Annotated in this window: 21 protein-coding genes; 9 read left to right on the forward strand and 12 right to left on the reverse strand. The window is 43.6% G+C overall.

All coding sequences use genetic code 11. The annotated features are described in order from the left end of the window. Positions 1-93: 93 nt before the first annotated feature. The 5 genes from C7475_RS24310 to C7475_RS24330 form a co-directional block, all read right to left on the reverse strand. Positions 94-1,047 carry a hypothetical protein gene (locus C7475_RS24310; RefSeq protein ID WP_110056007.1) on the reverse strand — a complete coding sequence of 318 codons (954 nt, stop codon included), beginning with the start codon at positions 1,045-1,047 and terminating at the stop codon, positions 94-96. Between the two features lie 90 nt (positions 1,048-1,137). Then, a complete protein-coding gene (locus C7475_RS24315) occupies positions 1,138-2,379 on the reverse strand; it encodes a peroxiredoxin (RefSeq protein ID WP_110056008.1) in 1,242 nt (413 codons plus the stop codon). 35 nt (positions 2,380-2,414) lie between these two features. After that, positions 2,415-4,094 (reverse strand): protein-disulfide reductase DsbD, encoded by a 1,680-nt coding sequence (locus tag C7475_RS24320; RefSeq protein WP_110056009.1) that lies wholly within the window; start codon positions 4,092-4,094, stop codon positions 2,415-2,417. Positions 4,095-4,406: 312 nt separating this feature from the next. Further along, positions 4,407-4,856 (reverse strand): protein-disulfide reductase DsbD domain-containing protein, encoded by a 450-nt coding sequence (locus C7475_RS24325; protein WP_110056010.1) that lies wholly within the window; start codon positions 4,854-4,856, stop codon positions 4,407-4,409. Positions 4,857-4,888: 32 nt separating this feature from the next. Further along, positions 4,889-5,749 (reverse strand): DUF2911 domain-containing protein, encoded by an 861-nt coding sequence (locus C7475_RS24330; protein ID WP_110056011.1) that lies wholly within the window; start codon positions 5,747-5,749, stop codon positions 4,889-4,891. 343 nt (positions 5,750-6,092) lie between these two features. On the opposite strand from C7475_RS24330, the gene C7475_RS24335 reads away from it, so the two are divergent. Beyond that, positions 6,093-6,512: a BrxA/BrxB family bacilliredoxin gene (locus C7475_RS24335; RefSeq protein ID WP_110056012.1), complete on the forward strand. Its 420-nt coding sequence runs from the start codon at positions 6,093-6,095 to the stop codon at positions 6,510-6,512. Positions 6,513-6,597: 85 nt separating this feature from the next. On the opposite strand, the gene C7475_RS24340 is transcribed toward C7475_RS24335, so the two are convergent. Then, positions 6,598-7,146 carry a hypothetical protein gene (locus tag C7475_RS24340; protein ID WP_110056013.1) on the reverse strand — a complete coding sequence of 183 codons (549 nt, stop codon included), beginning with the start codon at positions 7,144-7,146 and terminating at the stop codon, positions 6,598-6,600. Positions 7,147-7,257: 111 nt separating this feature from the next. Between C7475_RS24340 and C7475_RS24345 the strand changes: the two genes are divergently transcribed. From C7475_RS24345 to C7475_RS24355, 3 genes are all read left to right on the forward strand, one after another. Next, positions 7,258-8,046 (forward strand): hypothetical protein, encoded by a 789-nt coding sequence (locus tag C7475_RS24345; RefSeq protein WP_110056014.1) that lies wholly within the window; start codon positions 7,258-7,260, stop codon positions 8,044-8,046. A 260-nt stretch (positions 8,047-8,306) separates the two neighbouring features. Then, positions 8,307-9,500: a serine hydrolase gene (locus C7475_RS24350; protein ID WP_110056015.1), complete on the forward strand. Its 1,194-nt coding sequence runs from the start codon at positions 8,307-8,309 to the stop codon at positions 9,498-9,500. Between the two features lie 215 nt (positions 9,501-9,715). Beyond that, positions 9,716-10,228: a hypothetical protein gene (locus C7475_RS24355; protein ID WP_146217641.1), complete on the forward strand. Its 513-nt coding sequence runs from the start codon at positions 9,716-9,718 to the stop codon at positions 10,226-10,228. A 56-nt stretch (positions 10,229-10,284) separates the two neighbouring features. Here C7475_RS24355 and C7475_RS24360 read toward each other — a convergent pair whose 3' ends face one another. Continuing rightward, complete coding sequence (locus C7475_RS24360; RefSeq protein ID WP_110056017.1) at positions 10,285-11,232, reverse strand: hypothetical protein; 948 nt, start codon at positions 11,230-11,232, stop codon at positions 10,285-10,287. 249 nt (positions 11,233-11,481) lie between these two features. Here C7475_RS24360 and C7475_RS24365 point away from each other — a divergent pair, with 249 nt between their 5' ends. After that, positions 11,482-12,963, forward strand: coding sequence for a hypothetical protein (locus C7475_RS24365; RefSeq protein ID WP_110056018.1), 1,482 nt, complete (start codon positions 11,482-11,484; stop codon positions 12,961-12,963). Between the two features lie 153 nt (positions 12,964-13,116). Then, the gene (locus C7475_RS24370) at positions 13,117-15,642 is read left to right on the forward strand and encodes a T9SS type B sorting domain-containing protein (RefSeq protein WP_110056019.1); all 2,526 of its coding nucleotides are present in this window, start codon (positions 13,117-13,119) and stop codon (positions 15,640-15,642) included. 21 nt (positions 15,643-15,663) lie between these two features. On the opposite strand, the gene C7475_RS24375 is transcribed toward C7475_RS24370, so the two are convergent. Then, on the reverse strand, positions 15,664-16,053 hold the full coding sequence (locus C7475_RS24375; RefSeq protein ID WP_110056020.1) for a RidA family protein: 390 nt from the start codon (positions 16,051-16,053) through the stop codon (positions 15,664-15,666). Between the two features lie 108 nt (positions 16,054-16,161). Then, positions 16,162-16,716, reverse strand: coding sequence for a Crp/Fnr family transcriptional regulator (locus C7475_RS24380; RefSeq protein WP_110056021.1), 555 nt, complete (start codon positions 16,714-16,716; stop codon positions 16,162-16,164). Positions 16,717-16,875: 159 nt separating this feature from the next. Between C7475_RS24380 and C7475_RS24385 the strand changes: the two genes are divergently transcribed. Then, positions 16,876-17,406 carry a hypothetical protein gene (locus tag C7475_RS24385; protein ID WP_146217642.1) on the forward strand — a complete coding sequence of 177 codons (531 nt, stop codon included), beginning with the start codon at positions 16,876-16,878 and terminating at the stop codon, positions 17,404-17,406. Between the two features lie 69 nt (positions 17,407-17,475). On the opposite strand, the gene ppsA is transcribed toward C7475_RS24385, so the two are convergent. Beyond that, positions 17,476-20,082: a phosphoenolpyruvate synthase gene (ppsA, locus tag C7475_RS24390; RefSeq protein ID WP_110056023.1), complete on the reverse strand. Its 2,607-nt coding sequence runs from the start codon at positions 20,080-20,082 to the stop codon at positions 17,476-17,478. Between the two features lie 7 nt (positions 20,083-20,089). Next, complete coding sequence (locus C7475_RS24395) at positions 20,090-20,545, reverse strand: MarR family winged helix-turn-helix transcriptional regulator (protein WP_110056024.1); 456 nt, start codon at positions 20,543-20,545, stop codon at positions 20,090-20,092. 424 nt (positions 20,546-20,969) lie between these two features. Between C7475_RS24395 and C7475_RS24400 the strand changes: the two genes are divergently transcribed. Together C7475_RS24400 and C7475_RS24405 are read left to right on the forward strand one after the other, a co-directional pair. Further along, positions 20,970-21,932, forward strand: coding sequence for a transporter (locus C7475_RS24400; protein WP_199236282.1), 963 nt, complete (start codon positions 20,970-20,972; stop codon positions 21,930-21,932). Position 21,933: 1 nt separating this feature from the next. Next, the gene (locus C7475_RS24405; protein WP_110056025.1) at positions 21,934-23,487 is read left to right on the forward strand and encodes a phosphatase PAP2 family protein; all 1,554 of its coding nucleotides are present in this window, start codon (positions 21,934-21,936) and stop codon (positions 23,485-23,487) included. Between the two features lie 723 nt (positions 23,488-24,210). Here C7475_RS24405 and C7475_RS24415 read toward each other — a convergent pair. Next, positions 24,211-24,942, reverse strand: a complete 732-nt coding sequence (locus C7475_RS24415; protein ID WP_110056027.1) for a hypothetical protein — start codon at positions 24,940-24,942, stop codon at positions 24,211-24,213. Between the last annotated feature and the right edge of the window lie 70 nt (positions 24,943-25,012).

The raw sequence follows: 25,012 nt of genomic DNA on the forward strand, positions 1-25,012 counted from the left end.
AGAAGGTAAGGGACTGGGGGCTCTGGCCAAGCTGCTGAGTGCGTAGCGGTAGGGGAATAAGATGATCTATGAATTCAGGTAACTATGCGGCTGTCAATAATAGGTAATTATCCTGATAGTGGTGGTCGTTGTTGCGTGCAGCGTGTCATATTCGATGCACTTTGTCCAGTTGCCGTGTGCATCGACCTCATAGCTGAATTCCCATTTTATCAGCCAGGCATCTGTTTTAGGGTCTTTCATTCCCTGGCTGATCCCGCGTCCAAGTGAATCATATTGGAAGATGTGTGTATTGCCGGCGTAGCCTTTTCTTATAATGACCATGCTATCGGGCAGATGAAATTTATTAAAGCGTGTATTGGTCCTTGCTAATAGTTCACCATTTTTTGCGTACTCCGCTTTTTCAATTACGTGCCCGACTTTATCATATTTCCAGGTGGTCTTGCCATCAAATTTTTTGTTGACCAGATTTACCTGCAATACCAGAAGGCCTTCTTTATCATAAGTGTTTAAAAATGTTGTAACCCGTCCTGGTATGGTCGCTTTAGTTCTTCCCCCATACTGATCGTATTCCGATACCCTGTCATGGTGAACGCTACCGTCTCCGTAACGTTCACCTTCATCAATCAGGTTTCCTTTGGTGTCAAAGACGTTATAATTTTCATAGTCAGTAATTCCGTTCCCGCTATAAAAGGACATTTCCGTCCACTTGTTATCAGAGTTGTACTTATAGATAGTCCTGTCAGGGCGCGCATCTTCTTCCTGCTTAATATGCTCTGTCAGATTACCCTTACTATCGTAGTGCATATATTCTCTTGTTTGAAATTCGGGCGTTGTAGTATCAGTAGCAGGACCATTATAGTAAAATTGTATGATAGTCTTTACATGGCCTTTGAGCCGATTGGTACTCCAGTTCTTCCGGTATTCATTGTCTATCTCATTTTTGATGAATAATCTTTTGGCCGTTCCAGGTGCAGTATTTATTTTCTGGGAATAACCGATGCCGGCGCTACAGGCGATTAACAGTAGGGTATAGGTATATTTTAGCATTGTAAGCGATCTTATTTGATACAGGGATATAAGATAAAAAGCCTCCAAATATAGTGATTTGGAGGCTTTTTATGCAGTATCATAATAGATCTATCTGCTAAGTAGTTTATCTATTGTCGCATCAAAATCCTGTTTAAATTTCGTGTGATACTCTTTGGCGGCAGGGCCGTAGAAGTTAGTCTCGATAGCAGCGATCTTTCCATCTTTATCCACAAAGATCGTTGTCGGGAAGTTTTTAAGTGCCGTTACCTGCGGGATGGTCTTTTCTGCTTTTTCCGGATCAGACGCCTGCACGCCGGTGTTCAGCATTTCGTATGGTACGTTGAATTTCTGCTGAAACTTCTTCAGGCTTTGTACCGATCTGCTTTCGTCAGTACTTAACTCATATCCCAGTGCAATGACCTCTATGCCCCTGTCTTTATTCTTCCGGTAGTATTCACTGAGAAAAGCTGTTTCGTCCATACAATTGGGGCACCATGATCCCATGATCTGTATGATCACTACTTTGCCTTTATACCGTGTATCATTAATAGAAACTGCATTCCCGTCAATGTTCTTGAAACTGAAGTTGAGTTTTCCTTCGGCGGTGTTCTTTACTTCAGTTACAGGAGCGGCCGGTAGGGGCAGGGCTGCCTGTGCATTCCGATCCGCTACCCAGTTCTCTTTACCTTTTGCACCACTGTAAAAAGTACCGGTCATAGAGTCGCCGTTTATCTTTGCTTCAAAAAGAAAAGCATGGCTACCATCGAATGTGGAAAAGATGATCGAATCTCTGAAAATAGTTCCTTCCAGGTAACGATAGTCGGATGAGGGAGTAAGAATAGAGCCTGATACCTTGTTGTTATTTTGAGTGAAACTGCCTATTGCCGGCCGCTTGGTCTGATTGGGGCGTGTAAACTCCATCGACCATTTTCCCTGGATGTTTCCGCTTGCATTTGCCGCCATCGTTGCTGTATGACTTCCGGCAGGGTGAGCAGAGAAGGGGAAAAGGATATCACCATCCGCAGCACCACTTACCCATACGCCGGTGAGGCTGTCTATCCCTGTTTTCCTTACCCTGAAATAGGATTCAAATACGGGCAGGCGCATGATGGCCGAATCTCCGGTAAAAATGATCTTTTCTGTTTTAATCTTTTCTTCTCCATTTAAGATGTATGCAAAGAGTTGCTGCTGTTCGTACCGCAGGTCTATGACAAAGGGGATCTGTTTCCCATCATTTCTCTGCAGGGTGGCATTCCATTTTCCCGGTTTCAGGTCTTCTTTCTTTTGCTGTGCAGTCACGGCTATTGTCCAGATCAGACAGAAGGCCATTACTAGTTGTCGCTTTATCATGTATCTGCTTTTTATTTTAAGTGCCTGTTGTTGCTTTATTTGCCAAAAGATGTAATGCCTGATCGTAGATAAGCTGCGTAGTTAGAAGGGTTGTAATCGGCCCCTTTGGGTGCTACAAGCTCTTTTTCTGTGGATGGGTCCAGCAGCACATAGAAAGGTTGTGCATTCGCATTGAACTGTCTGGCCTGTATGTCACTGTTTAACGCCCCGATAGTAGTCACCTTCCGTTTGCTGAAGGGGCTCACATACTGTTCGTTTGCAGGGAGTGCTGTTTTATCATCCACATACAATTGAATAAGCACATAACTGTTTTTTAATAAGCCAAGTACATCTTTATCAGGCCATACGGCGGCTTCCATTTTTCTGCAGTTTACGCAGGCATGTCCGGTGAAGTCAATAATAACAGGTTTACCGACTTTCTTTGCATATGCCACACCTTCCTTATAATCGAAGAAGGGCTGGAGGTTTAAAGGTTTGTCAAAGAGGTTTGCGTACTTTCTGGGCTGATCATCCTGCTGACCGCCTGCTTGACCTGACTGTTGATTCTCTGTACCTGCACCCAACTGGCGGGTATAAAGGTCAAAGTCCTGCGTTGACTGAGGGGGCAGGAACGCTGAAATAGCTTTCAGCGGTGCACCCCAAAGTCCCGGAACCATATAAACAGAGAATGAAAATACGATAATGGCCATGAATAAGCGGGGAACTGTGACATGTTTTTCATCGCCATCATGGCTGAATTTAAGTTTTCCCAGTAAATAGAAGCCTGCCAGGGCGGTAATAGTGATCCAGAGTACCAGGAATACCTCCCGGTCAAAGAGATGCCAGTGATACACCAGGTCTACATTACTCAGGAATTTTAATGACAGTGCCAGTTCGAGGAACCCGAGACAAACCTTCACACTATTCAGCCAGGACCCTGATTTAGGCAAACTGGTTAGCCAGGATGGGAACAATGCGAATAATACAAACGGAAGTGATAACGCTACTGCAAAGCCCAGCATACCGATGGCTGGTCCCAGGCGCGCTCCGGAAACGGCTGCCTCCACCAGCAAGGTGCCAATGATAGGGCCTGTACAACTGAAGGATACCAGGGCCAGCGCTGCGGCCATAAAGAAGATACCGGTAAAACCTTTCTTCCCGCTGTTGCCACCAACTTTATTCATCCAGCTGGCAGGCAGGGTGAGCTCGAACGCACCAAAGAAAGATGCAGCAAATAGTACCAGCAACAGGAAGAACACAAAGTTGAAAATGCCGTTTGTAGAGAGTGCGTTGAGTGCGTCCGCCCCGAATATGATCGTGATCAGGATACCTAGTCCGACGTAGATGAGGATAATGGAAAGTCCGTATGTAAGGGCGTCAAGTATGCCTTTCCGCCTGCTTTGATTCCGTTTGGTGAAGAAGCCTACAGTAAGCGGTAACATGGGGAAGATGCAGGGTAACAATACCGCTGCAAAACCACCCAGCAGTCCGCCGAGGAATATAGTGAACAGGTCCGGATGATGTGTCTGTGCTGCTGCCTGTGAGCCTATTTGCTGTAATGCGGATGATACTACAGTGGTGTCAACTCCCGCAATGCTGTCGACTGTTGAAAGATCGTTGATGTCTGAAAAGATCAGCGCTTCAGTATCTGCATCGGCTTTTTGCTGTGCCCATGAAGTGCCGCTGATGCAGAACAGGGAGAGTATAGTGAAGAGGCTGTATAATATCTTTTTCATGCGCTTATCGTTTTCTGTCTTACGTGATATCTGATGTTTTACAATACAATTCAAATGTAGACAAGGCCGGTACGAAGAATAAGCAGGAACATGCTGAACCGGACAAATTGCAGATTGAATCAGGCGTTTAATGTGTTCAATATCTGGCGTTATTGCAATCTGAAATGGTGCATGTTCATACTGATAATGTGTAAAAACAAAGAAGCAGGCGCTGATACCCGCCCGCTTCTTTTTGTTTGTTGTTTGTCCTGTTTGTTGTAACCCCAGCAGGACTGTGTAGTCCCACTTTTCCTGTTTGTATGAAATTTCCAGCTATTTTATATCGACGTTGAATGCGATCATTGAAGGAGGCAGGCATTGCTGGTCGCTGCACACCATGAAACTGATCTCCCCTTTGGCAGAGGCCTGGGTCTCCTGTAATTTTATTTTCTGTTGGAAGATGACAGTATTCTCGAAGTATTTTACTTCTACACCAAACTGTTTTTCCAGTTTACTGGCAGGCTTCGGTTGCTGAACGCTACCTGTCAGCTGATATGAACGATCGGGAGTGAAGGTGATGGAAGTACCGACAGGGCCTCCTTCCGGCGTATCTAAAGAATAGATGTGCCATCCTTTCTCCATTGTTGCTTTTATGAAGATGGTCGCTTCTGTTGCAGATGTTTTCTTCGCAGCATAACTCCATTTTACTGGTTTCAATATCTGTGCATCTACAGAAGACCATATCAAAGAGCAAAGCATACTAAGCAGGACTATAGATTTCATAATTGTAATGTTTATACTGGTGAACGTAATGTTTATTTCTTCTTGGCAATGGCCAGTGCTTCCTGGTTCAGGCGCAGGTACTCGCTGTCATTGCTTTCTGTGGATATCCTGATACCTTCTTCAGCGGCTTTGATAGCACCGGCTTTATCTCCTTTTCTCAGCAGCATACGGGATTCGTACACCCTGTAAGAACCTCTCTTTGGAAAATCCTTTTTTGCCCTGGCTATCCATCCGAGTGCTTTATCTGTATCTTTATTATGTAGGTAATAGTATTGGATAGATGTAAAGTAAACCAGGTTCGATACTTCTTTTTCTGCCATCAGGCGGTCAATATTCGCAAGTATCTTTTCTTCATCGTTAGATTGCATGTGTATATCCACGCTTATTTTGTCCCAGCTAAGATTAAGAACAGTATTTTCTGTAGTGGCATTCTCAAATCCGAACGTTAAAGTTTCCTGTTTCTGTTTTGCAGCAGCTGCTTTGACATTGAAACGCAGGAAGTCGTTCTCCTGTTTGTAAGAATAAGAACCCCAATCGCCCACTTTCTTGCTCAGAATGATAGTCCAGGAATCTTTATTGGGGATGGTAAACAATGAATAACTGCCGGCAGGAATGGCATGTCCTTCGAGTAACACATTTTCCGTAAATGTTATCTGTGTAGATGTGTTCGCACCTGTACGCCATACTTCGCCATAAGGGACGAGCGCTCCGAATATTTCCCTTCCTTTAACATTAGGTCTTGAATAGGTGAGCGTGATCTTTCCTATGCCTAATTCCTGGGTCAGGGTTTGCGTTGTACTTGTATTTGGAACACCTGGTACCTGTGCATAAGTAGTTACGCTTGTGAACAGTACCAGTATCATTATGATCATCGTGTTAATTGTCTTCTTCATTTACGTTATGTTTATCGTTTTACTTTTTTCTTTTGTTTGGCAGAAATACAATGCAAATAGACGGGAATCCGTGCTGATGGCGTAGTGGAAAACAGGCAAGCAGACAAATAAACGGGCGAAGTGGACAGGAGAGGGGGCGAATTTATCCCGGGTTGTAGACTGCCGGACGGTACTACCTGTGGAGCCTGGAAGATGTTATACGGTATTAGGGCTGGAATCGATTGATTTATTTACAGGGTATTACAATCAAATAAATGCATGAACAATTTATTTTCAGGAACGTTAATTTACCAGACACGTTACTCTAGTTCCCTCAATTTTGTTCATCTTAAAACTCTATTTTATGCCTTATTCTCCACTGCTGATAAAACCGTTCAGAGAAGAACTAACAGACGTTAGCGTTGAAGAATTACTGACTTCGGAAGATGTGGATAAAGCACTTAATCTGCCTGGCACTACGCTTGTTGTAGTGAACAGCGTTTGTGGCTGCGCCGCTGGTGTAGCACGTCCGGCTGTAAGACGATTGATGCAAAGCGATTCGGGCAGGAAGCCTGACAGGGTAGTGAGTGTATTTGCGGGACAGGATCTGGAAGCTACTGCTCGCCTCCGCAGTTATATTCCTGACATTCCCCCATCATCACCTTCTTTTGCACTTTTTAAAGATAGAGAGCTTATTTTCTTTATCCCTAAACATAGAATAGAGGGACGTTCCTCAGAAGCGTTGACTAGCGATTTACTGGCTGTTTTTGAAGAATACGCTTAAGTATCCGGCCAATCCCGGGAAATAGCTGCATCAGGTAGTTACTTCCCGGGAATACTAACGTGTGACTGGCTTTATATTATTTCTATCAGCCCCCGTATTTGGCGCTGATCAAATCGACCGCGGTCTGCAGTGTGTTTTTTGCTGCGTCCCGTATGCTCTGTTCAATCTGAGAAGTACTTTTAGTGTGTGCAAGCAATGCTTTTTGTTCACGGAACACCAGGTGCGCCATAACAGATTCGCTACCCCAGAAGAAGTCATAAATGAGCGCAACACCTTCATCGCCTGCTTCCATATAATGTGCAATGCCCTTTAGCCAGGCCAGGATTGGCAAGCTTTCATAATAATTTTCACAGAAGAATACGACACTGAAAGACCATATTCCCTGGCCTTCTTCCTCCTGCTCATGCCCTGCTGTTTGTGGATCTTTTATGAGGGATTCCAGCATGTCCCGGTTCGTCGCTGACGAACAAGCAGGGATTTCGGTCAATGGTGACGGAGAATACATTTCACGGCTCTCCCACCAGGATGCCCAGTCCTGATCAACTTCAGCTGCCATTGGCTTGTCCTGGAAGAAACGTTCCAGGTTATCCTTCTTTATTTTAAGTTTTACGTATAGGGAACTTAGTTCTGACATATGAGTTAAGGTTATAGTGATAGAGATTAAATATAGAAAAATGACTTCAGGGAATGATTTCTTTGTAACTTAAATAATGCATAATTTACATTTATCTCATACCTAAGAAAGATGCTTAAGCCCACATTACTGCTGTTTATTACGCTTACATACTGCTGTTGTTATTGCTTTGCACAGACAGATAGTAATATAGTTACTCAAACGGTGAAACTGGTAGATCCTCTTATCATAAGTGAAAGGATTGATGGCCCGGCAAATGTCAGGGATAAAATAGGAGGCGCGCTGTTGTTTACTTTAAATGATAATGTCCCTGTAGAAACTGCGGAAGAGACGAATAAGTGGTACGTGATAGGTCTAATATTAGATCTGTCTCCTGCTCAATTCAAATCTCACCGGATTGAAAAGGGAAGTACACTGTATGTAAATGGGGAAGCAGTGGGTACTGCTCTGGCAGTGCTAAAATTGGATGAAGTATTTAATGAGAAGAATAAATTGACAGGCGTGCTGACAGGATATACCTCAGTACAAAATATAAGAACTGAAACTTTACCTGAAACGGTATTGAGCAGGATTATTAACCAGCCTACTGTTGGATTGGCACAGTTAAAAGATTTTATCAAAGGATATCAGTTTGGGAAATCCACGAGTTGTGGATACACGTCATATACCCTCAATGGAGGTGTTGCTTATGGTCCTTCGTCGCCTATCAGACTGGAATTATTATTTAATGAAAAGAATAACTTGTTTGGTATAGTGCATTTGAGGGAGCTGGAATATGAACACAGTACCGCATATAAGCTTAATCGCGGCTTTTCCCTTACAGTAATAGGTCAGCAGCCAGAGGGGCAGATCAAAGCGTTTATTAAGCAGTTCAACGCAATGATTAACCTGGCGGACTGAGTTCATGGCAATGTGCTTTATCTGAGGACATCTTCTTGCATGGGAGCAAAGATATTGCATTATTGGACTTTATCTTCAGCCCCTGTAATATGCCCTTATACGTACAGTGATTGTTCACAATCGAACAGTCAGCAGGTTACCGTATAATATAACTGTTTGAAATAAAGGAAGCTGCATCGTTGGTACAGCATTGGGAATTCGTTAACTTACTGTATACGGAAAGACACCCGCGACAGATTCAACCACAATATACATTGCATATGAAAAGGATTTTCGTTTATCTGATGTTAATGCTATGCTGCACCATTCGGGGAATAGCGCAGGAGGCATATGATTCTGCCGACGTACAAATAAAAAGGCTAATGGTGGAACAGCACATCCCTGGTTTTGCTACCGCTATTGTCAAAGATGGAAAATTAGCATGGTCCAGGGCTTATGGACAAGCTGACATTGCTAATAACAAAGCGATGAGCATTGATGGTATAATGAACATCGGATCAGTGTCCAAGACATTTACAGCAACGGCTTTGATGCAGCTATGGGAAAAAGGAAAAATTGATCTGAACGCGGATATTAACACATATCTTGATTTTAAGATCATCAATCCAAAACATCCGGATAAGCCCATCACTGTTTTCCAGATCCTAACACATACCTCCTCTATCATTGACAGTAAGGCGTATGAAGACAGTTATGCCTGCGGAGATCCGACCCTTACCCTGAACGACTGGATCCGTGGTGTGCTGGCTGCTGATGGAAAGTTATATAATAACGGTGACAGCTTTGCAGACTGGCTTCCGGGAGAAAAGCGCAGGTATTCAAATGTTGCATTCGGGCTACTTGGGCTGATTGTGGAAAAGGTAGCCAAACAACCTTTCAATTTGTATTGTGAGGAAAATATTTTCCGACCCCTGGGTATGAAAAACACCGGATGGATGATTAGTGAAGTAGATACGAGCAATTATATCCGGCCCTATGCCTACATCACGGAACAGAACAAAAAGGATATTCTGACAATTACAAGATTATACCGTAATGAATCTGAGTTTAAGGTCGGTACCTATGTACAGAATTGTTTGTATAGCTTCCCCAATTATCCCGACGGACTTGTAAGGACCAGCGTACGTGAAATATCTTATTATCTGGCGGCAATACTGAATGGCGGTGAACTGCATGGCAAACGGATACTGAAAAAAGCGACGCTTGACAAAATGCTTACAACACAATTGGAGTTGGATAAGACGCAAGGGTTAACATGGCGTACATCCGAATTCGAAACGCCATCCGGTAAGGTGACGTTATGGGGGCATTCTGGTCTTGATCCCGGTATTCAGACATTCTTGTATTTCGATCGTGAAAAGAAAACGGGTGTTATCACTTTTCAGAATAATACCTCTGATGGGGTTTCGCGTGTCGTGGGCGCATTGTATAGCGCTGCGACCGGTAAGAAGTAACAGGAGATTGGCTCTGTCCCGGTTTCAATGATATTTGATAAATATGCTTCTTTCCGGCCGGCTATTTATTGCCGGTCGGAGAGAAATCCTGTACCTTTGATGTAATTATTCCCCTCAAAATAAGATTCCCCAATAGCCTCATATCTTAATAAACTCCAGGAACTACAACGCGCTTTGCTGAATTTATCGGTATGTCAATTATAAAAATACTGGTTATGAAAAAGAATGCTTTTCTGCTGCTGTTGACGTTGTTTTTCTGCATAATCCCAACATATGCTAAAAGTACATTTGTGAGAGTGTTTGATATGCAGGGGCACAAAATTGCCAAAGGAAATCTTGTAGCAACTACAGATACTTCCATCTTACTTCGGAGTAACAAAATATTACATGAGGTCCATCTGAAAGATATAGGCACCATTAAGACAAAAAGGGCTATCGGGCATTCTATGGCAATTGGCGCTGCTATAGGCAGTTTGTCGGGATTAACTTTAGGGATTGCAACAAATAATGTACTTGAGGACGATTTTGGTTTTGATGTGGAAGAAAGCGAAACCGGAAGCATCATTGCCGAAAGTACGCTTGCCGGCATTGCAACAGGTGCTGCTATAGGGCTTATCATTGATTTGGTCCAGAGAAGAAAAACAATTGTGATCAATGGAGATGTAAAGGAGTGGCAGCAGAAAAGAACAATACTTGATCTTATTCTGGATGATCGCCGTAACAAGTAAACCAATTTGTTAGCTATAAAAAAAAGAGGCCGGGACATTCCACGGCCTCTTTGCTTTTATGCTTCTTCTGTTACTCTTGATGTTTTCGTTAATGGTGGCGCTACAAATGCTGCCATTTTAGGTATCAGGTGACTCAGGCAAACACCGATGTTAAATGCTGCCGTGAAATTCTGTGCTTCTGTTTTTACGTTGCCGTTTGCATCTGTTCCATCCACATCATCAGCGAAGTGCCCTACGCGGTCAGTAATACCGGAAATAAAGAGGAAAGGCGCATCGCATAACAGACGTATCACGCCATGAGTCGTTTCTACTGAGCCTACAGGCAGCGTGTTGCCTGTGCCGGCAAGTACCTTTAGCCCGCTCTCATCGGAGTATTGGTAATCTGCATAGTTGGTGATGTTCACTACACTCACTCCTATGTAGTCTTTATCGGACATAACGCTGATCTTATCCGAAGGATTCAGGTAAGGCTTCAGCAAACGTTGCTCTATTAATTTGATGGTACTGTCATCCAGTCGATTGAAGATATTTGCGTTGACTGCAGAAGAAAGTACTTTTTCGAAATGTGCCGGATCGTCCCATACGCTTTGCGGATTTTCTCCATTGGGATGGTAGTTATGAATGAAGATATTGCTGCCAAATACCACACAACCATTGTTGTTACCTCCGTTCAGACCGAGGGCAGCCGTACCTAATGCTACTACCAGATCGGGTTTTTCAGCCCGGTACTTAAGTATTTTTGGGAGGCATTCGTGTTTTCCCTGCGAGCTGGAAGGATTCCATTTAGGGTCCATGATATCCTGCACACACCAAAGTTCAATGGTGATCTGCTGGAATGTATCCCATACTGCGCGGGGCTTTGCGGTACCTTGCGGGAATGTCCATGGATAGTTCAGCAAGGTAGGGTCGGGCAGTTCCTGAGGGCGGATCCTTACGTTCAATAAGGCATTTAAAATAGGTTCAACTTCCCATGATTTGTTGCCAATTAATACAATTCTTTTCATAATGGAGGTTTAAAGTCTAAATGAGGAATATGGTATATAGTTTCAATGGCCAGACAGTAGCCGGGGCGTTAAAGCGAAATCAGTGGTTTATGGTTTTGAGGATCGGAATGGTTACGCTTAATAACACAGAACAGGAAAAAAGGTTAAATTTTTTATCTGCCAGGGAGGCCCGCCAGCAGTGACCTAACTAATTTGGAAAACTTCACATCAGAATTATGCCATATATTAAAAGAGCATTTCAATAGTACTATGGCACCTGAAAATAGCAAAGCTGAACAAACACATCTGGCTTCTTCTCCCGCCGCGGATAGTCAGAATTTGTCCGGAATGTCCAGACAGGCGGTCAGGCCAATTCAGAAGATGCAAACCAATAATGGACCTGAAGATAAGCATCTTCTTTCTGTCTCTGATGATCACATTTCAGAGAATGTCCCCGCTGTTTTTCCTTTGCAGAAAAAAATTGATCAATCCGGAACAACGGATATTCAACCTTTTCAATTGAAGGGCAGTGATCCGGTTAAGCAGCAGGTGGGGCCTGGTGCAGTTTCCGGGGCTGTTGTTCAAAGAATGGTGCCTAAAGGTTTGAAATGGTATACCCTGGTTAAAATAAATACCGGGCCTGATAAGGGTAGGGTAGCACGGATACTGTTGCCTTATATCAATCCTGGTAATCCGGAACAATGGGGATATTTTGTCAGCTTTGTAGATAATCGCTTCCAGTGGCGTTTTTTGTCAGACGAATTGGATCTGTATGATTGGGATGAATCAGACGAAGAAGAAGTAAATGTAGGTGGTATGCAGGAAATGGGTGAGTTCGATCAACAGGAAATGATGGAATTGGCGCCGCAAGTGGTAAATGAAGAGATGACTGTAGGCGGTATGCAGGAAATAGGAGGGTTCGATCAGCGGGAAATAGCGGAGGTGAAGCCGCAGGTCGTAAATGAGCAGCAGGAAGAAGTAATGGGAGGGGTGGAAAAACACTGGACGGATGAACTGAAACGGTTTTCTGGAGTTCCGGCATTCAGGATTGCAATGTTACTTCAGGAAAAATATGGAGACCAGGCTAATGAAATATATGATGGCACTTCGTATAATGGTGTTGAAAAAGCCATTAAGGAAAAGGCCCCTATTGAATATGCAAGTCTTGATGAATTACTGACCGCCGCAGAAAGATTGACAGAGTGGGGCGGAAAGGATGGTGGTGCGCTGGATGATTGGATTGGGAAAGGATTTTCTATAAAAGAGTTGTCCTATGAGGAGTTGAGGGAATTGGCGAAAGATGCAAGTGAGATCGGTCCTATCCAATATAATGCTCCCTTTGCGTTAATAAATGATGGGTTATGGACAGACGGTATGGGGCCTTGCATAACGGTCGCCATGACAGCGACATCTGAGGGTAAACGTTATAATGCGCTTTTGCATAGTATGGACCTCATGGCAAAAGGGAGGACCGTAATCGGTGCTATAATTAGACTATTCGATAGTACCCCGGAATTGGTGCCGTTTAATCAACTGAAGGATATTAATTTTTTTGTAGCTGGTGGGGACCATTCTACCGCTGAAAAAGCAGAAAGTATTTTAGAGGAGCTGGCCAGGCGTAAACTGCCTGTGGCGGGTAGGGCTATCAAATCAAGGGTGGAGGATGCCTCGCTTACAAAGGCGCTGGTTATTACAGCTGAAGGACGGGTTGCCTATTCAATGTATAATGCCAAAGAGGTCCATCGTCAATGATCAATATATCGTCTAGTCAAGTGTTGCTAACCTCATAATTGCGATGCATTTATTTTGCGTCCAAATAATCGAATATCGCTAAATATCAATACTTTTGCTGCCCAAAGCGGACAATATTTTTGAATTGCGATTATCCCATTACATTTTGACCCTATGAGGTTTGTTTTCTTTATTCTGACATTGTTGGTTGCCACCAACGTTTACTCACAATGTAATAACAATACCTTCAGACTCACCCTGAAGGGAAATAACACTGAATCAGCCCAGAGCATCATAGAAATAGCAGGTGGAGATTTGATCATTGGTGGGGAAACTACCAGTTATGGCTCCGGAGACGCAGATATTTTCCTGATAAGGATGGCAAAAGATGGCAGGATCATATGGAGTAAGACATATGGAGGAGCAGGCTATGAACAGTTCAGAAGAATGAGCCTGGCCCTTGACGGATCGATCCTGTTAGCCGCTCAGACCAAGTCTTTTGGTAATACCATAGGTGAAGCGGTTGCCATGAAGGTAGATCTGAACGGTAATGTGCTGTGGTCATCCAAATTCTCAGAAGGTACTCAGGGCGAATCTGCCCTGGGCCTGGATATACTTAGTACGACAGATAACGGATATGTTTTAAGCGCGATCCAATACGATCGTAACTTTGAATCTGATTGGATGGTCGTAAAGTTGGATAATTCGGGTGACACTTTGTGGACGAAGAGATTTAAATATGGTACGGATGAAACGGCTTATTCTGCCGTACAGAAAGGAGATACCCTGATCGTGTCCGGAACCGGCCGTTTACCTTATGAATATGGCGATACCTACGTGAAGATGTCCCTCGCAGATGGTACTGTTTACAGTACTAATGTCTATTTTATAGATGGCAGGGGCGCCTTTGGTAGTAAGATCCAATATTCGCCCACCAAAGAATACAGGGTCAGTGTGCACATCCTCGATGGCGCCTCATATGCGCAAATGCAGGAAGGATTTGTCATTTTCGACGAGAATCTGAATCCGCTGAAAACATTTAAGCTGGATGTATCGCCTCGTGATAATATGTACTACACCGGGTTCGTGCAAACGGCAGATAGCGGGTATTTAGTTACTGGTAGTCCTCAGGGTAGTGGCGAAGGCTACCTCTATAAATTTGATAAGGGAAATAACCTGGTATATAGTAAGAGATTTACCTCCCCTAATCCGATGTATACAGCGGCTACGATTGAGGCTTCAGACAAATCTATCTGGGTGGTGGGTAGTGATAATACTGATGTCATGGTTATTAAGCTAAGTCCGAATGGGACATTTGAAAACTGTACCAATGAAGAAGTCTTAAGGAGTACTACTCCTACAACCTATACCAGTATGGCTTATAACTGGAATGAAATCACCAGCTACAATTTCCAGAATATACATTTCTCACCTACTGTCAGGGCATTTGATTTCCAGGTAGACACACGTTGTTACTCTACCAGCTGCGGAGACATCAGAATAGGCGGTGAAGATACCGTTTGCAACCTGGTAGATACGCTGACCTATGTCGCTCACATTGACGGGAACTGCGTTATTACAAATGGTAGTTGGACCCTGTCACCGAATGTGTATTCAAGAACGGTGAATGATTCCACTATCAGGGTGCTATTTAGTGCAGGAGGCGCTCACGAGATACGATTCGAAGGTACAGTAGGCTGCGAAGTAAAAAGGGATACCTTCCTTGTGCGGGTGATCCCTAGTCCGGTACTGGCATTGGGACCAGACAGTACGCTTTGCGATTCTACTGTTTTAACCCTGGACGCCGGTCCCGGATTCCGGAATTACAGATGGCAGGATGGCAGTACTGCCCAGACCTACGCAGTGACATTGGTGGCAGGTCAATATTCGGTAAGGGCCACTGACTATTGCAATAATGTATTTTCAGACGCCATTAATGTGGCGTACCGGTATGAGACCGATATGTCTGTATATCCCAGCGATACTGCCTACTGCGTACCATCTGCAATAAACTTTATAGCTGGTGGAGGCGACGTTTACAGATGGACCCCGGATACCTATTTAAATAACCCCGACATCAGCAATCCGGTGGGCGTTCCCACTTCTACTATTGCATATAGCTTATTGATCTCTGATACGGTATGTAACCGGAGTAAACAACTGGATGTACAGATCACTATCGATCCCGTTCCGGACCTACAGCTCTTCAAATCCAATGACATCAGCTGCACCTTAGGCTTCGCCCAGCTGATCGCATCGGGAGGCCGCCGTTACGAATGGTCGCCATCCAGTTCATTAAGCAGTGACACCATTGCCAATCCGGTGGTCCGCCCATTTGAAACAACCACTTATACCGTTACAGCCTATAACTCAATGGGCTGCTCTGCCCAGGATTCCATCAAAGTGTTCTTTAACAAGATAGGCGGTGCCGATATTCTCCTGCCCACAGCATTTACTCCGAATGGAGATGGTAAGAACGACGTATTCCGTGTCATTTCCACCGGAGCAAATACCGTGAAAGCCTTCGGTGTGTTCAACCGCTGGGGAGAGTTGATTTTCACCGGAAATAGTGCCCGGGGCTGGGACGGTACTTTCAAGGGTGTGTTGCAGGAGCCGGGAGCATACTACTGGTTCGTGAAAGCCTGGAATGCGTGTGACGGCGATTTTTTACGAAAGGGCAGTGTGATCCTTGTTAAATGATCCGGATTGAGCATAGGCATTTTATTTCACTGCTGTTGCTTCCAGTTCAACTTTCAATGTTTCGAAAAGGCTTTTCACTTCCAATAAAGTGACTGCCTGTTTAATACCGTGTTTGGCAATCCATTCCTGAAAAATATGGAAGTGGTCCCAAAACTCTGCCGAGGAGGTTGTATAGAGATTCAGGCGTACAATGTTCTTACATTCGTACCCTGCTTCTGTGATTACTTTTTCCAGGTTTTGTATGGCCAGCTTTAACTGCGCGCCCATATCTTCATTACTGGATGTTCCATCGGCGTTCACGGCGGCCTGTCCCGCGCAATAAAGCGTGCTTTCCGCGTGTTTTACTTCAACTGCCTGTACGTAGCTTCGTTCGTCCTGCCATTGCCAGGGATTGATGATCCTTTTTTCCATGATACTTTGCTTTTAATTTTATACTGCAAAGTTTTGGATAACCCGTGTAATGAGGTTTGACATTCATCACGATTATAAAGTGAGAAATGTCACAGCTGCGGAGAATGATCATCTGCTCAAGGTCTCGCGGGAAACGCCCAGATAGGCAGCCAGAAGGCTTTTGGGTACACGTTGAATAAGTGATGGAGATTGCCTGACGAGTTGTTCATAACGCTCTTTCGCGTCGGATGTTAGCAGGGATAGTATGCGGCGCTGTGCTGCCAGGAAACCAAAGTTTGATTTATGAAGGAAAAACCGTTCCATCTTCTGAAGGCCGTCGCACAGCTTTTTGTAATCTTCGAAGGAGAGGCAGAATACCTCCGTATTTTCAAGACACTCTAAGGACATTGTCGCTACCGTCTGCGTATAAAAGGCATAATAATCGCTTTCCCACCAGTCTTCCATAGCAAAAGAAACGATATGCTGCTTCCCGGTATTATCTGTAAATACAAGCTTTAAAAGCCCGGAAATTATAAGGTATGCATACTTTACGGGGTCGCCTTCCTGGATAAGATATTGGTGTTTCTTGAACTTCTTAGTGGTGAAATGACTAAATACAAACTCAAACTCGTCATCACTGAGAGGTATTATTTTTTCGATATGTTCTCTGAGTTTCTGACGCATAGATTGAAAACAGGCTATGTTATCTATCAAAAGTAAACTTTTTTTGATAGGCCACCCATTGCGATCCAGGAACTGTGCTTGCTTCGTTTATACTTTGAGGAATTTTAGTATGTTTATGTAGCGGTAGATTAACCGCGATATCAAATACGGGCTATACCAATGAAATATCTGGACTTTTTCTCCCTGCGAACAAGGGTATTAATGATCATTACTGCCATATTTTTACTATACGGCTATCTCTGCCGGTTCGCCGGGCTTTACTTCTTCTGGGAAAGCAAAAGCATAGGTTGGGTACTTTTCTTTGTTACGTTGATCTTCTTTCTGCTTGACAGGATAAAAAAAGAAGAAGCCCGGAAAGGGAAGGCCATAGGAGAAAAAATAGGCATCGGGGTCCAGGTAATAGTGATAATTACCAAATGTGTAATTTTTATTGCTGTTCCATATTCAGACACCTATGCAAAGGCTGAAGAATATATCAGGGCCAATCATGCTATACAAAGCGAGACGGGTGCTATAAAGGATATTTTTTTTGTGCCATATGGTAACATGTCGGAGCAGCATACGGCTGATGGATTTGCATCGCGAGCTGATATGCATTTTGTTGTAAAAGGGGCTGACAAATACCTCGATCTAAACCTGTTAATGGGTAAAGATGTTGATACCGATTGGGAGATTATAGTAAATGAGTAGGTCTGCAATCACGATCAATGCGGCCGCGCCCGTATCCGGCGCGGCCGGTATTAAAAAGAACCCCTCAGGTTATAAAATTTCTATATATCCGTCTGTTCCATTCACCCGGATCCGCTGTTTGTCTTTGATTAGCCTGGTGGCATTTTCCACTGCAACAACAGCCGGCAGACCATATTCACGAGCGATAACGGCTCCGTGGGTCATTATTCCTCCGACTTCGGTAACCAGGCCTTTTATGGATACGAACAATGGCGTCCAGCTAGGGTCCGTAAAGGAGGTGACTAATATATCACCGTCTTCCAGATCGGCATCTTCCATGTTTAAGATGACACGTGCCCGTCCTTCTATAATACCGGAAGAAACAGCCAGGCCTGCAATAGCATCAGCAGGGAGGTCTTCACGCTTGTACTTGCCTGTAATGATCTCACCGTCAGAAGTAATAAGACGTGGAGGCGTTAGCTTGTCATATAATTTGTACTCCTCTTTTCGTTTGCTGATGATCTCATAGTCCAATTTGCGGGTGTGTACAACATCGCGAAATTCATCAAAAGTGAGATAGAAGACATCTTCTTTTTCATGAATAACGTTTGCTTGTAAGAGGTGTTCCGCTTCTTTCAGCAAAGCCTGTTTATAGATGAAGTAGCGATTCACCAGCGCATATTTGGGATATTCACGGTAACCGCTGTAATTCCGGATCACATCGATCATTCGTTTTGTTTCTCTGGCGTTTTCCTCGCCATCCGGTAATTGCTTCAGCCGGTCTAATATCTCTTCTTCTTTTTTCAACGCTTCCTGCAACCCTTGTTGGGATTTTTTGCTGGCGGCGTTCGGCTCAAAGCTCTTAATATTATTGAGGATCATCGGAACAAGCGTATTAGGTTTTTCAGTCCAGCGGGTCCTGGTAATGTCGATTTCACCGCTGCATCGCATACCGTATTTGGTGAGGAAGCTTTGGATCGCGTCCCGGGTTTCCTCTCCACCGTTGAACTTTACCAGTTCCTCTAAAAAAGGTTCATCTTTTACCTGTTGTAAGTAGTCAATTACTTCCGGAAAAGGGCGAATTACATCTGCAACATCCAACAATGCGAGGCCCATTTCCGAGGTGATATTGTTTGGTACGGATTGAGAAAGGGTGTCTGCCACATTCTTTTCGCCTAACCACTTGTTGATGTTTTCATTGATCCATGATGAGGCATTCATTGCAGCTATAATCACATCCAGGCTTTGTTGCTTGAATAGCGTATTCTTTAATTGATGGAGATCTTCCCGGATAAAATCAAATAGGCCTGATCCTGATTTTGATTGGATATTTCGTTTCAGTTCTTGTATTGATGCCTGACCACTATCGATCAGGGTATTAACGATGTCAGGATCTGCTTCGGTAGGTTTTTTTTGAAAGTCAGGAAGTGGTGTTGTCTGACCAGGTCCGGCTTCTTTTTCATCTTCCGGTAATGATTTTATAAAGTCGCGTTCTATGATGGTGGTAAGTGCATCTTTTATGAGCGGCTCAGACTGTCCCAGTGTGTTCATCAGCCTTTTCCTGCCGGTAGGTGAAGCCAGCATTTGTGTAATATCAATAAATAGTCTTCCTCCGGCCGTACGCATAGATGCAGTGGTCGTTAAAAGAAAGAAGGATAGTCCCAGTGGTTTCATGGTGTCTGTCATCATTTGTTGATGGCCAACAGAGGCATAGACGTGGTCTTCCTGATCATTCGCTTCGGGGATGGGGTACAAAGTGGTAATAGGCCGGCTCTGAACAATATAAAACGTATCATCAGCCAAGCACCATTCGATGTCCTGGGGAGCGCCAAAATGAGCTTCGATCTTTCTTCCGAGGTGATTAAGTGCCAGAATTTCTTTGTCGGTAAGTGACTGCGCATTTTGCTGATCGGGCCTGATCTCCTGTTGCTTCGTACCACCATCTTCTGATGCCCTGACGGCAAGTTTCTTTGCAGAGATTTTCCTGCCAGTGATCTGGTCTTCCTGAACTGTATAATTATCGGCAGTAACGATCCCGGAAACCAATGCCTCTCCCAGACCGAAGCTGGCATCAATGGATAACGTCTTTCTGTTAGCGGTAACCGGATCGGCAGTAAACAGGATACCTGCTACATCAGGAAAGATCATCTTCTGAATAACAACAGACAGATAAACCTTTCTATGGTCGAATCCGTTTTGCAAACGATAAATAACAGCTCTGTCGGTATATAGTGACGCCCAGCATTTGCTGATATGTTTCAGAATGTCCTTTTTTCCTGCGATGTTCAGATAAGTATCTTGCTGGCCTGCAAAGGAGGCTGTAGGAAGGTCTTCTGCTGTAGCGCTGGAGCGTACGGCATAAGCATTTTTATCACCGAGTTGTACAAGATGCTGAGTGATCTCATTATCTATATCTTCCGGGATCGCTATTTCTTCGATCACCTTACGGATCTTTGCACTGGTTTCACTGATGTCTTTCCTATTCTCCGGTTTTAAAGTGATCAATTGATCCAGCAACGCATTGAGCTCAACACTGGTTCCTGTAATTTTTTTGTATGCTTCCGTGGTAACGCAAAAACCGTCGGGTACCTGTATGCCTTCAATCCTGGATAGTTCTCCAAGATTGGCGCCTTTGCCACCGACCATTGAAAACTTTGATCTGTCAATTTCCTGAAATCCGAATACGTAGGAATTCATAGCACGTTTATTTTTTGTTGAGTTTATCGGTAGTCTCGTTCATTATCTCCGTTGCTTTTAAAAAGTAGCTTTCAATGATCTTGAGCTCTTTGCCTGAGAATGAAGCCAGCAATTTTTCCGACTTGCTCCGGAATTCTTTATAAAGAGGCACTAAAAGCGCCATTATGTTTTTAGTGTTCGGTTCGATGATCACTTTTCGCCTATCGTCTTCAGCAAATTTCCTTGTGACAAGTTTTTTCTTTTCAAACCTGTCTATTAAACCGGTAACTGCACCGGTAGTCAGGCCCGTCAGATTAGCGAGTTCACCCGCCGTCATTTGTCCTTGTTGCATTAAAAAGCCCAGATATTTATGATCAGTACCTGATAGCCCCGCTTTTCGGGCAACGGCTTCATGCATCTGAATAGAGGTGTATGCGTATGATTGACTTAGTCTTCTTACGCGTGTTATTTCGTCGTTGTCCATTTTATATCTTATTGGATAAATATCTTAGTAGCTAAGATAATATTATCTTAGAAATATGCAGGAATAATTTCGGCGTTACAGAGGCAATGTTTGTTTATGGTTACTTGTTGTGGACGAATATTTACTGCAATGAGCAGGCTAGGGAGACGCTTGCATGCAGAAATAGGAGCAAGGGTTTCTGGCATGGCAATCGGGACCCCAATGTGCAAAATTTAGCCCAAATGAACAATACTGTTGCAGAATGGGTTATTATAATGTAATAGAAGTTTAAGGTATATCCCTTCCATGAACATATTATTACAGCCTCTCAGTTCCGGAATATTTACATGTAGTTATATATGGATTTTTAGATAATGTATTTTAAGAAGGTGTACGTTATGAAATCGGCCTGTCTATGAGATTATTGACCAAAATCGTCTGAACAATGAAAAAAATATCCCCCCGGATGGTTGTGGCAGCAATGTTATTGTTTGCCATGATGCTGCCCCGCTCATTGTCTGCACAAACAGATATAGATGCGCTTATGATGGCGAAAAATGCGTTTTGCGTAGGACCTATGTACAGCTATAGCAGTTGGAAAAATTATTGGGAAGGAACATTGAAAAGAGATAATGAGAACCTGGGGACCGTATCTACAAAAATGGCCGCTGTAATGGGGAACTATGGCATCTCCAAGAGGTTAAATGTGCTTTTTAGCGTGCCCTATGTAAAAACTAAAGCATCCGCAGGGACATTGCAAGGCATGGACGGCCTTCAGGACCTGAGCCTTTTTCTAAAGTGGCGGCCACTGCAAAAGGAGATGGGCAAAGGGAAATTGTCTGTCTTTGGTATTGCCGGTGTGTCTTTCCCTTTAACTGATTATACGCCTGACTACCTGCCACTGTCTATCGGGTTACGTAGTAAAACGGCTTTAGGCCGGTTAATGGTAGATTACAAGTTGGACATGGGCCTTTTTGCTACAGCTTCTGCCACCTATCTGCTTCGCGATAATATCGATATTGACCGGGAGTCCTATTATACCACAGAAATGCACAATACCCATGAGGTAAAAATGCCGGATGCCGCTAATTATAATTTTCGGGCGGGCTTTAGAAATAGACGGTGGATAGCGGAAGCCGTGGTAAATATCTGGAATACGCTGGGTGGTTTTGACATTACACGGAACAATATGCCTTTCCCCAGCAATAATATGGATGCTACCATGGTCGGGGCAAATTTCAAATATGTTATTCCTCCCTTGCCGCAGCTGCAGTTAGTGGCAGGTGGTAATACGACTGTTGCCGGTAGAAACGTGGGACAGGCAAGGACTGTTTACGGTTCCATTTTTTATATTCTGGACTTTTCACGTAAGTCAAAATCTCCTAACCCTACCTCAAATGCTAAGTGATATGAAGAAGATAGTTTTTTACTCCGTCATTGTGTTTATGGCGGCTGTTATAGTGATAATCGCTTGTAACAAGGATATAGAAGGAAGAACAGATAATATTCCTGCGCTGGCTCCAGCTAATCTTGATCTGAATGCCGGAGCATGGAAGCCTGTGTTGCTTACATCACCATCGGAATTTGCAGTAGCAGCTCCTGGTGTTACTACATCCCCCGACTATATTGCACAGATCAATGAAATAAAAGCATGGCAGGCAGATATGACCAAAGAAGAGGAAAGAATAGTAAAATACTGGAGTGCCGGAGGCGTTTTAAGGTGGAATGAAATAATGCGTGAGCTGGTAGCCAAACATAATTTACCACCCTATCAAAATGAGGATGGCACCTATCCTGTGCCGAGTGCTGCTAATCCTTTGGCCTATCCGCTATTCCCTTTTGCTAATCCTCCTTATGCAGCAAGAGCTTATGCTTATGTAGCAGCTGCCCAGTATGATGCGTTGATCGCTGCCTGGTATTACAAAAAATTATACAATCGTGCTGCTCCCTATAAAGTGGATAGTTCGCTGAAAGTGCTTATTCCGCAATCCGATCTTCCTTCTTATCCTTCGGAAGACGCAGTATTGGCTGGTGCAGCAGCAGAAATGATGAAATTGCTGTTTCCCGGCGATCAGGATTTTATTCAACAAAAAGCTGAAGAGCAGAAGCGTGCACGCATTATTGCGGGCGCTAATGTGCGCAGCGATATAGAAGCTGGTGAGGTTTTAGGTAAAGCAGTGGCACAGAAATTTGTAACAAGGGCAAGAGGCGACAGAGCTGGAGTAGCTGGCGGAAATCCTGCGTTATGGAAACAACTGGAAGATGATTGCATAGCCAGAGGTGAAACGCCCTGGGTAAGTCTTGAAACGCCTAAACGTCCGCCGATGTTGCCATTATTCGGAAAGGTTAAACCCTTTCTTTTCGATTCACTGACAGTTATTGCATTACGTCCTGGTCCGCCGCCTTCAACATCAAGTAAAGAGATGAAAGATGAGTGCGATGAGGTATATCATCAGACCTCACGTGCCACCAGGGAGAACATTCGCATTATACATTTCTGGTCAGACGGCGCCGGCACTTATACGCCGACCGGGCACTGGATGTCGATCGCCGCAGAGGATTTTATTAAGAAAAATTTCAGCGAAGTTCGCTGGGCGCGCAATATCGCACTGCTGGCCATGGCTGAAATGGATGCCGCTATTGTTTGTTGGGATACTAAGTTCTACTATTTCAATCCTCGTCCAAGCCAGATGGACCCGAATATAAAGTCACTTACAGGTGTTCCGAATTTCCCTTCCTATATATCAGGGCATTCAACATTTAGTGGCGCGGCATCAAAGTTACTGGGACATCTTATTCCGGAAAGGGCCGCTGCTTATGATGCGATGGCAGAAGAAGCTGCCAGGTCCAGATTCGTTGGCGGGCTTCACTACAACAAAAGTGACTGTGGCGTCGGATTAGTCGTAGGAAGGAATGTTGGTAACTACGCTGTGCAAAGAGCAAAGACGGATGGTGCTGAATAGTATCCGGAGGTTGTTGTAGGTCAACATTACAGTTGATCCTGCAGCCGTTTTATTTCCCTGGCGAGTGTCTGTGTTGTAGTCTGCTCTGTAAATCAATAAGAAGTCTTTCATGTTAAAGTGTTTTTATACCTGAATGACGATTTGACTTCTAATATGGGGACATTTTTTTTTCCGGGGAAATTTCATTGTTTTACCTGGTGCAACAAGGGTGCAAGCTGGACTGATTCAAAAGGCCTATTATGGTTTAGGTAGCCTGAAATAGAATACTGCATGTATAGCTAGAAATAATACGTTGGGAACTAATAACGGAATGTCGTTCATGCTATTAGTGATAACGGATATTAATGTGATCAAAGTTACCAATACTGCTCCACCAAAGTAAAATAGCGGCCTTTGTATCTTGCTGGCGCGGATTGCAGGTTTTGTTAAAATGAGGGCCGGTAGAGAAAATATAAACAGCAGTAAATGCTGGACGACATCGGCGACGGCAAATAATATAAATAATGATTGCTTTTCTTCAAGTCCCTCGTGCATAGATTCATAATAAACCGTGAACAGGATGGAGGTTGCTATGAACGATAAGACCGTCGTAAGGCAAATATTTTTAAGTAGAATTTTGAGCATAGTAGTTTAGGATACAACGATTGTAAAATGATCTTCCGTAGTTAAGCTGTTTCCGGATACATTAAATTCCAGAGTTATGAAACTCTTCTTTTGTCATAGTTACGCAGTTTTATCAAAGAAATAATGAATCAGTTTTCCTTGAATGTTATCTTCGCTCATAGCCCATTCATTATAGCCGTCGGATTTTCCGGAGCCGGGAATAAATATGGTCAACGATTCATGGATAGGTTCGTAATCTGAATAATCGTAGCTACACCATATTTCTTTGATCTCTTTGAAATACTTTTCGATCATCTCTTCCGCAGTTGTAGTCTCATCATCGATCTCCATAGAACCATATTTCATGAGATATGCGGTCCAATCATATACAAGTTCCTTGTCCTGTAATTTATGAGCTTCCCGTATGAGATGTAGTCCCAGATCATATATGTACATCTTTTTCAAACGGGGCTCTCCTTTTCTTAATGGGGAGCCATAGTCAATATAGATCTTACGACTATCTTTTTCGAGGTAAGCGACCATTTTGTTCCTTTCACTCCATTGCTTCCTAATATTCTTGTAGATATATTCAATGTCATCTTTTTGAAGTAGCTTTTCGAAGAAATCCTCATTTCTTTTGTAGTCGGGATGTTCTTTGTAGTCGATCGTTTTTGTGTAGCCTGTTTTGAGTAGGATGGGCATTACCCGGAAGTTGGTGAACGAACAATCGAACATTTCCTGTACAGCATAGAGGTTGCCGATCAGTTTCATTTTTTCTTTGTTGGTCCCTTCTGTTTTATCTACGAGTTTTATGCTATACTCTATCAGCGCTTCTATGTCCCACATTGACATGGTTATACGTTTTTAGGGTTTAATCAGGGAGTAATATATAGATTATTTAGTATAAATAAAGGCCTTTTTA

Source organism: Chitinophaga sp. S165 (assembly GCF_003182155.1).
Classification (GTDB): domain Bacteria; phylum Bacteroidota; class Bacteroidia; order Chitinophagales; family Chitinophagaceae; genus Chitinophaga.